Annotated in this window: 9 protein-coding genes; 5 read left to right on the top strand and 4 right to left on the bottom strand. The window is 67.2% G+C overall.

Features of this window, described 5'->3' with window-relative positions; all coding sequences use genetic code 11:
• Together VGH85_06065 and VGH85_06060 are read left to right on the top strand one after the other, a co-directional pair.
• The coding region (locus VGH85_06065) for a dihydrofolate reductase (GenBank protein ID HEY2173363.1) at positions 1–134 on the top strand (134 nt) is incomplete at its 5' end.
• A gap of 81 nt (positions 135–215) precedes the next feature.
• Positions 216–899: a VOC family protein gene (locus VGH85_06060; protein HEY2173362.1), complete on the top strand. Its 684-nt coding sequence runs from the start codon at positions 216–218 to the stop codon at positions 897–899.
• A gap of 29 nt (positions 900–928) precedes the next feature.
• On the opposite strand, the gene VGH85_06055 is transcribed toward VGH85_06060, so the two are convergent.
• On the bottom strand, positions 929–2,059 hold the full coding sequence (locus tag VGH85_06055; protein HEY2173361.1) for a hypothetical protein: 1,131 nt from the start codon (positions 2,057–2,059) through the stop codon (positions 929–931).
• A gap of 74 nt (positions 2,060–2,133) precedes the next feature.
• On the opposite strand from VGH85_06055, the gene VGH85_06050 reads away from it, so the two are divergent.
• From VGH85_06050 to VGH85_06040, 3 genes are read left to right on the top strand one after another with little or no spacing between them, the layout of a single operon-like run.
• Positions 2,134–2,412 (top strand): YciI family protein, encoded by a 279-nt coding sequence (locus VGH85_06050; GenBank protein HEY2173360.1) that lies wholly within the window; start codon positions 2,134–2,136, stop codon positions 2,410–2,412.
• A 57-nt stretch (positions 2,413–2,469) separates the two neighbouring features.
• Positions 2,470–2,931, top strand: a complete 462-nt coding sequence (locus VGH85_06045; GenBank protein ID HEY2173359.1) for a MarR family transcriptional regulator — start codon at positions 2,470–2,472, stop codon at positions 2,929–2,931.
• Complete coding sequence (locus VGH85_06040; protein ID HEY2173358.1) at positions 2,928–4,166, top strand: epoxide hydrolase; 1,239 nt, start codon at positions 2,928–2,930, stop codon at positions 4,164–4,166. The genes VGH85_06045 and VGH85_06040 overlap by 4 nt, the downstream gene beginning before the upstream one ends.
• Positions 4,167–4,183: 17 nt before the next feature.
• Here the strand turns inward: VGH85_06040 and VGH85_06035 are convergent, their stop codons facing one another.
• The 3 genes from VGH85_06035 to VGH85_06025 all read right to left on the bottom strand — a co-directional run.
• Positions 4,184–5,050, bottom strand: a complete 867-nt coding sequence (locus tag VGH85_06035; GenBank protein ID HEY2173357.1) for a GNAT family N-acetyltransferase — start codon at positions 5,048–5,050, stop codon at positions 4,184–4,186.
• A gap of 78 nt (positions 5,051–5,128) precedes the next feature.
• Complete coding sequence (locus VGH85_06030) at positions 5,129–5,680, bottom strand: cysteine hydrolase family protein (GenBank protein ID HEY2173356.1); 552 nt, start codon at positions 5,678–5,680, stop codon at positions 5,129–5,131.
• A 36-nt stretch (positions 5,681–5,716) separates the two neighbouring features.
• Positions 5,717–6,296: winged helix-turn-helix domain-containing protein (locus VGH85_06025; GenBank protein HEY2173355.1), on the bottom strand; the 580-nt coding region annotated here is incomplete at its 5' end.

Genomic DNA, 6,296 nt, shown 5'->3' with positions numbered 1-6,296 from the left:
TCACCCACCCGGTCCTGGTGGGCGGCGGCACGCCGTTCTTCACGGCCCTGGACAACTGGGTGAACCTGAACCTGGTGGAGACCCGGACGTTTCCCGACGGCGTGCTCCTGACCAGGTACGAGACCAGGCGCTGAATACCCGAACTCGGATCGGCGCAGTAGTTGCTCCTCACTACGCCGGTAGCCAAGACCGCGAGGCCGTCCTAGAGTCCGGCCGTGTCGCTTCGACTGGAAACGGTGACCTTCGACGTCGCCGACCCGGCCGCGGTCGCGGCTTTTTGGGCCGGGCTGCTCGACCGGGAGGTTGTCCCAGAGGCGCGCGGCGCTTTGGTACCGGGTGACGAGACGCAGGTCGGACTCCGCTTCGTCACCTCGGACACCGAGCAGCTCGGCCCACGGCGGCTGCACCTGCACCTGACCAGCAGCAGCATCGAAGAGCAGCGGCGCACCGTCGAGACGGCGCTGCGCCTGGGTGGCCGTCAGATTGACGTGGGGCTTGAAGACCCCCACGTCGTACTGGCTGACCCGGGCGGCAACGAACTTTGCGTCATCGAGCCCGGCAACAAGTACCTGGCCGGCTCCGGCTACCTCGGCGAGGTGACCTGTGACGGGACCCGGCAGGTGGGCCTCTTCTGGCGCGACGCGCTGGGCTGGCCGCTCGTGTGGGACGAGAACGAGCAGACGGCGGTCCAGTCGCCGCTCGGCGGCACCAAGATCTCGTGGGACGCCTGGGGTCGTAAGTACGGAAGGAATCGACAGCGCTTCGATCTGGTCACCGCTGATCCCACCGGCGAGGCCGAACGACTTGTTTCGCTCGGCGCGACCCGTCTTCGCGACCTGTCTGACGGCGTTGAGCTGGCCGACCCGGACAGCAACGAGTTCGGCCTTCGCGCAGGCTGAGGTCCAACTCCGGCTGCGGTTCGGTTGCCCTAGCCCGGCAGTCCCGGAACGACTGCTTCGTGGTCCCACTCGTGCGTCAGCACGATGTGGAGTTCGGAGTCCGGACTCGCCACGCTCTCTTCACCATGGCCCCGCTGCGCGACGCGCTCGGCGAAAAAGTATGCCCCCATGGTGAGGACCAACATCCCGGCGAGGAGCTGCGTCGAATACGTGACATTCATCAGCTCAGTGATGCGCTGCGACGGGTCGCGATTTTCCAGCGCAGTGATCATCAGGTAGCCGCCCCAGCACGCGAGCGCGGCGGATCCGACGAAGGCCAGGGTCAGCGGAAGCCGCAGCGGCAGCGCGCCGGCGCGTGGGAACGCGACCAGCAGCAACCCCGTCACCGTCATCACCGCGAACAAGACGTACGCCGCCTCGAGCGCGTAGAAATCACTCGTCCGTCCGGCGATCTTGGTGGCGGTGAGTCCGCTCGTCGAACCCGTGGCCCACAGCAGATGGGCTGTCAACGGCACGAGCACTACTGCCGAGGCCATCAGAGCCGTGGCTCGCTGCACGCCACGCGTCGGACGCTGCCCCGCGAGCTCCGAGATCCGGCCTCGCCACAGATGTCCCCAGCGCGCGCGTGCATACAGGACGAAGAGCGCTCCCAGGGCGAGAGCCTGGACGATGAAGCCGGTGTAGACGACGGTGAACACCCACTCGTCCAGGAACGGGCGGCCGGCAGGTCCGCCGGAGGGCGCGGCCGTTCCACCCAGCAGCCGAGCGCCGAGTTGCAGCGGGTAGCCGACCACAATCGGGCTCAGTAGACCGGTGGCGCCCCAGGCCGGAAGAATGAGGGGCCAGACCGGCGCCCGTCGACCCCATGGCTGGGTGAGCAGCAGTGCGAGCACGACCACCATCGAATCGAGCAGGGCGCTCTCGATGCTGCCGACGATCATCGTGGTGTGGTGCTCGAGCAGCGTGCTGCCATCGGGGATGCCGATGCGGCTGCCCGACGCCCATGCGATCTTGAGCGCGAGATAGGGCACGCAGGCAGCGAAGGCCAGAGCGCGCAGAACTTGTGCCGCATTGCGACGTGTGGAGATCACAGCGATTTCCCTTTGCTCGTAGGCGCTTCCTGGTGTCCCCAGCGTGCTCATGAAGCCGCTGTAGCGCATCGGAGCGCAGGATGGTCGTCGTACGACCACGGGATGATTCCTACGCCGGACGGACCAGACCGCGGTCGTAGCGGATGCACCCGACCTTGACACCAGAGGAGATGGTCAATGACCGGCTCCAGGCCGAGGGACACTGGGTCTTCGCCGGCGGCCTCGCCTCGCCTGACGCGGCCACCGTCATCGACAACCGGGGCGAGGGAGCGCTGGTCACCGACGGGCCTTTCCTGGAATCCAAGGAGTACCTCGCCGGCTTCTGGATCATCGACGCACCCGACCCCGACGTGGCGCGGAAGCTCGCCGCCGACGGATCCAAGCACTGCAATCGGAAGGTCGAGGTGCGGCCATTCCTGTGATCGACGTCCGGGAGACGTCCGCGACACTTTAGATCGAAATTTGATATATTCGCGGACGTGCGGACGATCTCGCCGATGGAGCGGCTGGCCCGATCCATCGAAGACTTCAATACGGTGTTCATCCGGATCCCGGCCGTGGACCGATTGAGCTTCACCTCGCTGTCGGTACTGCACACCTTGTCGCGGACAGGGACGTGCCGACTCAGCGACTTGGTTCGGACGGAGCAGATCAAACAGCCCGCGCTCACGGCGGCGGTAGCGAAGCTGGAACGTGACGGGCTCGTCCGACGTGGCCCGGACCCGAGTGACGGACGTGCCTCGATGCTGTCTCTCACCGCAGCTGGACGGTCGATCGTGTCGCGACGTCGCGCCAAACGAGTGGAGGGGCTGCGCCGTCTGGTCGACCGACTCCCACCGGCTGATCGCGACCGTCTGCTGGGCATCGCGGATGTCCTCGACCAGATCGTTGAACTGGCGGGCGAGCCGGACCACAACTCTGAGGATGGGAATGTGACATGAGTAGCGGCCTGGACGCGTTGTCGCCGACTCCGATCAATATCAAGGATGAGGTGTTGGACGACCTGCGGTCGCGGCTGCGGGCGACCATCTGGCCACCGGACGAGGGAAACGAGGACGGCCGCTATGGCGTCCCCCGAGCCCTGCTTCAAGAGCTGGCGCAGTACTGGGCCGAGGATTACGACTGGCGAGCCGCCGAGCGGGCGATGAACGCCTACGGGCACTACCTGGTCGACGTTTCCGGCACGCCCGTTCATTTCATGCACAAGCCCGGCGTCGGACCGAACCCCAGACCGTTGATCCTCAGCCACGGATGGCCGTGGACCTTCTGGCACTGGTCGAAAGTCATCGACCGGCTCGCCGACCCGGCCAAGTTCGGAGGCGACCCGACGGACGCATTCGAGGTGATCGTCCCGTCCCTACCGGGCTTCGGCTACTCGACACCCACCCGCCCGGACATGAACTTCTGGAAGATCGCCGACCTCTGGCACGAGCTGATGACCCAGACACTGGGCCATGCCCGGTATGCCGCCGCCGGTTGCGACGTCGGCGCCCTCATCACCGGACAGCTTGGCCACAAGTACGCCGAGGAGCTGTACGCCATCCACATCGGCTCGGCCCTCAAGCTCGACCTGTTCACCGGCGATCGCGCCTGGGACTTCTCCGGCGGCAGGCCCATTCCACCAGAGCTGCCCGACGAGCAACGGAAACGTCTGCTGGAGATCGAGCGACGATTCGCAGTGCACCTCGCCGCACACCTGCTCGCACCGAGCACACTCGGATACGGGCTCTCCGACTCCCCCGTCGGCATGCTGGCCTGGCTGCTCGAACGATGGATGAAGTGGTCCGACAACGGCGGGGACATCTACACCGTCTTCAGCCGCGACGATCTCCTCACCCACGCCACGATCTACTGGACCGGCAACGCCATCGCCAGCTCGATCCGCACCTACGCCAACAACAATCGCTATCCCTGGACCCCGTCCCACGACCGGACGCCGATCATCGAGGCGCCGACCGGGATCACGTTCGTCGACTACGAGAACCCCCCGGGAGTCAACAGCGCCGACGAGCGCATCAAATCGTTCCTAGCAAGCGACCGCTCTGCTTGGTACAACCACACGAACATCACCGCCCACCCCCACGGCGGCCACTTCATCCCGTGGGAAATCCCCGAACAATGGACGGCAGACCTCGTCCGCACCTTCACACCGCAGTTGAGCCCGCGGCCGGCGTGACAGGCAGGGAGTGTCAACTAGGCGACCCGGTATTGGTCCCGGACTTCAGGGAGTTGCTGGAAGCCGGCTGACTTGTAGGTGGCGACGGCGGCGACGTTGACGCTCGGGGTGCAGACGATCGCGCTCGACGAGCCCAGCCCCCGAAGTGCAGCCGCCGCGGCGACGGAAATCGCCGTGCCGTAGCCGTGACCGCGATGTTCGCGGTGCACACCCATCGGCTCGAGCAACCCGGGCTTCCCCGGACCGGCCGACCACACCGTCACCGCCGCCACCGCGTTGCCTTCGTCGTCGTACGCAACGAGACACCGGGCGTCGGCGTACGGCAATCCGGCCGCCATCGCATGCCACCGCTCGTCGGTGAACGTCGACCTGTCGAACGATGCCCGCTGCACGGCGGCCCGCAGCTGCGCCTGCTCCGGCCCGATCACCTCGATCCGCACGCCCGCGTTCTTGACCGGCTCCGTGAGGTCGCGGCGCAGCGGCGTCCATGGCTCGTCGGCGTTCCAACCATGCTCGGACAGCAGAGGTTGGACCAGTGCGTCCATCGGCGCCTCGACGGACGCCTTCCGCTCGATCAGTACGCCGCGCTCCGGCTCGGTCACGTCCTCAACCAGCTGGTGCGCCAACTCCTCGTCCCGCCGAGCGTCTGGCGCGATCGTCAGCCGGATCAGCTGGGGATCGTCCAGCAGCCCGACGGCGAGAATCCGTCCTTCCCGGCGCCAGGTCCGGACCGCCGCAGCCGTCGCCTCTGCGCCGAACCGCCAGAACCAACCCAGGTCCCCCGGATGCAGCTGCATCGGCGCCCCGTCGTGCTGCCACTGCCGCAGCACGCCCACGGCCGCACAAAGCCCGTCGACTCCCGGCGTGCCCAACACGACCGCCATACCCCGATCACACACCACCACCACCCGCGTCCGAACCTGGTTTTCGGCTGCGGGCGGCGTGGCCGGGACCTCGGAGTCTCAGCCGAAGCTCACGGCCTCGGTGCTCACCGTTCCTGCCGTCCGGCCGGGAGCCTCGTGCTGGCTCCAGTAGAGGTTGGTGTGGTCGATGACCTTGTCCGGCGGCGGAGCGCCCCACGGGCTCTGGTCTTCGGTGGTGTGGGCATCGCCGACCAACGTCGCGTCGTAGCCCCGGACGATCGCTCCGTGCAGGGTGGACCGGATACAGGCGTCGGTCTGCGCACCGGTCACGATCAGCCGCCCGACCTTGCGCTGGGCGAGCACGTCCTCGAGGTCGGTGTCGTCGAAGGAGTCGCCGTACTTCTTGTGCACCACCGGCTCGGACTCTTGCTGAGTGAGCTCCGGGACGTACCGCCAGCCGTCGCTGCCTTCGGGCAGGCCGTCGTCGGAGTGCTGCACCCACACGACGGGCACGTTCTCGGCTCGGGCCTTGTCCACCAGCAGGGCGATGTTGGCGATGACACCGTCGCGGTTGTGCCCGCCGGCCATGACGTCGTTCTGGACGTCGATGACGATGAGCGCGGTGTTGGGGCGTTCGGTCAGTGTGGTCATGACGCTCCTCTGCGTTGGATCGTGCGGGCACCGGCGCTATGCGGGATCGCTGGCAGCCGGGTCGGGAAGTGTCGGGTAGTCGGCCGGGTAGAGGCTGACGACGAACGAGTACGGGCTGTCCCCCTCTCGCGGAAGTTGGCTGAATTCGCTGACGAGGGCCATGGCCCGTTCCCAGAATTCGCCGGCCTGCTCGTGCGAGATGCGAACGTGCCGGCGCAACGCCCGCATCTCGTCGGCCTGGTACGCCGGCATCGACTCCTCGGCGGCGTCGGCGAGCTCGTTCGCCCAGGGTGGGGGTGTGACGTCCTCCGGCCGCACCCGGCCGACGTAGAAGGTCCGTGCGGTGCGCCCGTAGAAGCGCTCCTCGATCGCCCGCACCCGGCGCGTGCGCACCACCCGAAGCATTCCGGCGTCGACGAGCACCTTCACGTGGTGCGCCACCGTGCTCCTGGGCCGGCCCAATGCCTCGGCGAGCTCGCTCACCGTCGCGGCGCGCTCCAGAAGAAGATCCAGGATCGTGCCCCGCAGCGGGTCGGACATTGCACGCAACTCGTGCGGCTCGGTCACCACGATGCGCTCGTCGAGTTCGTAGTCCGGAACTCCCCTATTGATCCGC

Source organism: Mycobacteriales bacterium (genome assembly GCA_036497565.1).
In the GTDB taxonomy this organism is placed as follows: domain Bacteria; phylum Actinomycetota; class Actinomycetes; order Mycobacteriales; family QHCD01; genus DASXJE01.
This window is presented reverse-complemented; position numbering and strand designations above follow the sequence as displayed.

Bases quoted from the DNA above. Each gene is read 5' to 3' on its own strand.
- VGH85_06055 (HEY2173361.1), bottom strand. From the start codon at position 2,059: ATGCGCTACAGCGGCTTCATGAGCACGCTGGGGACACCAGGAAGCGCC.
- VGH85_06050 (HEY2173360.1), top strand. From the start codon at position 2,134: ATGCACCCGACCTTGACACCAGAGGAGATGGTCAATGACCGGCTCCAG.
- VGH85_06040 (HEY2173358.1), top strand. From the start codon at position 2,928: ATGAGTAGCGGCCTGGACGCGTTGTCGCCGACTCCGATCAATATCAAG.
- VGH85_06035 (HEY2173357.1), bottom strand. From the start codon at position 5,050: ATGGCGGTCGTGTTGGGCACGCCGGGAGTCGACGGGCTTTGTGCGGCC.
- VGH85_06030 (HEY2173356.1), bottom strand. From the start codon at position 5,680: ATGACCACACTGACCGAACGCCCCAACACCGCGCTCATCGTCATCGAC.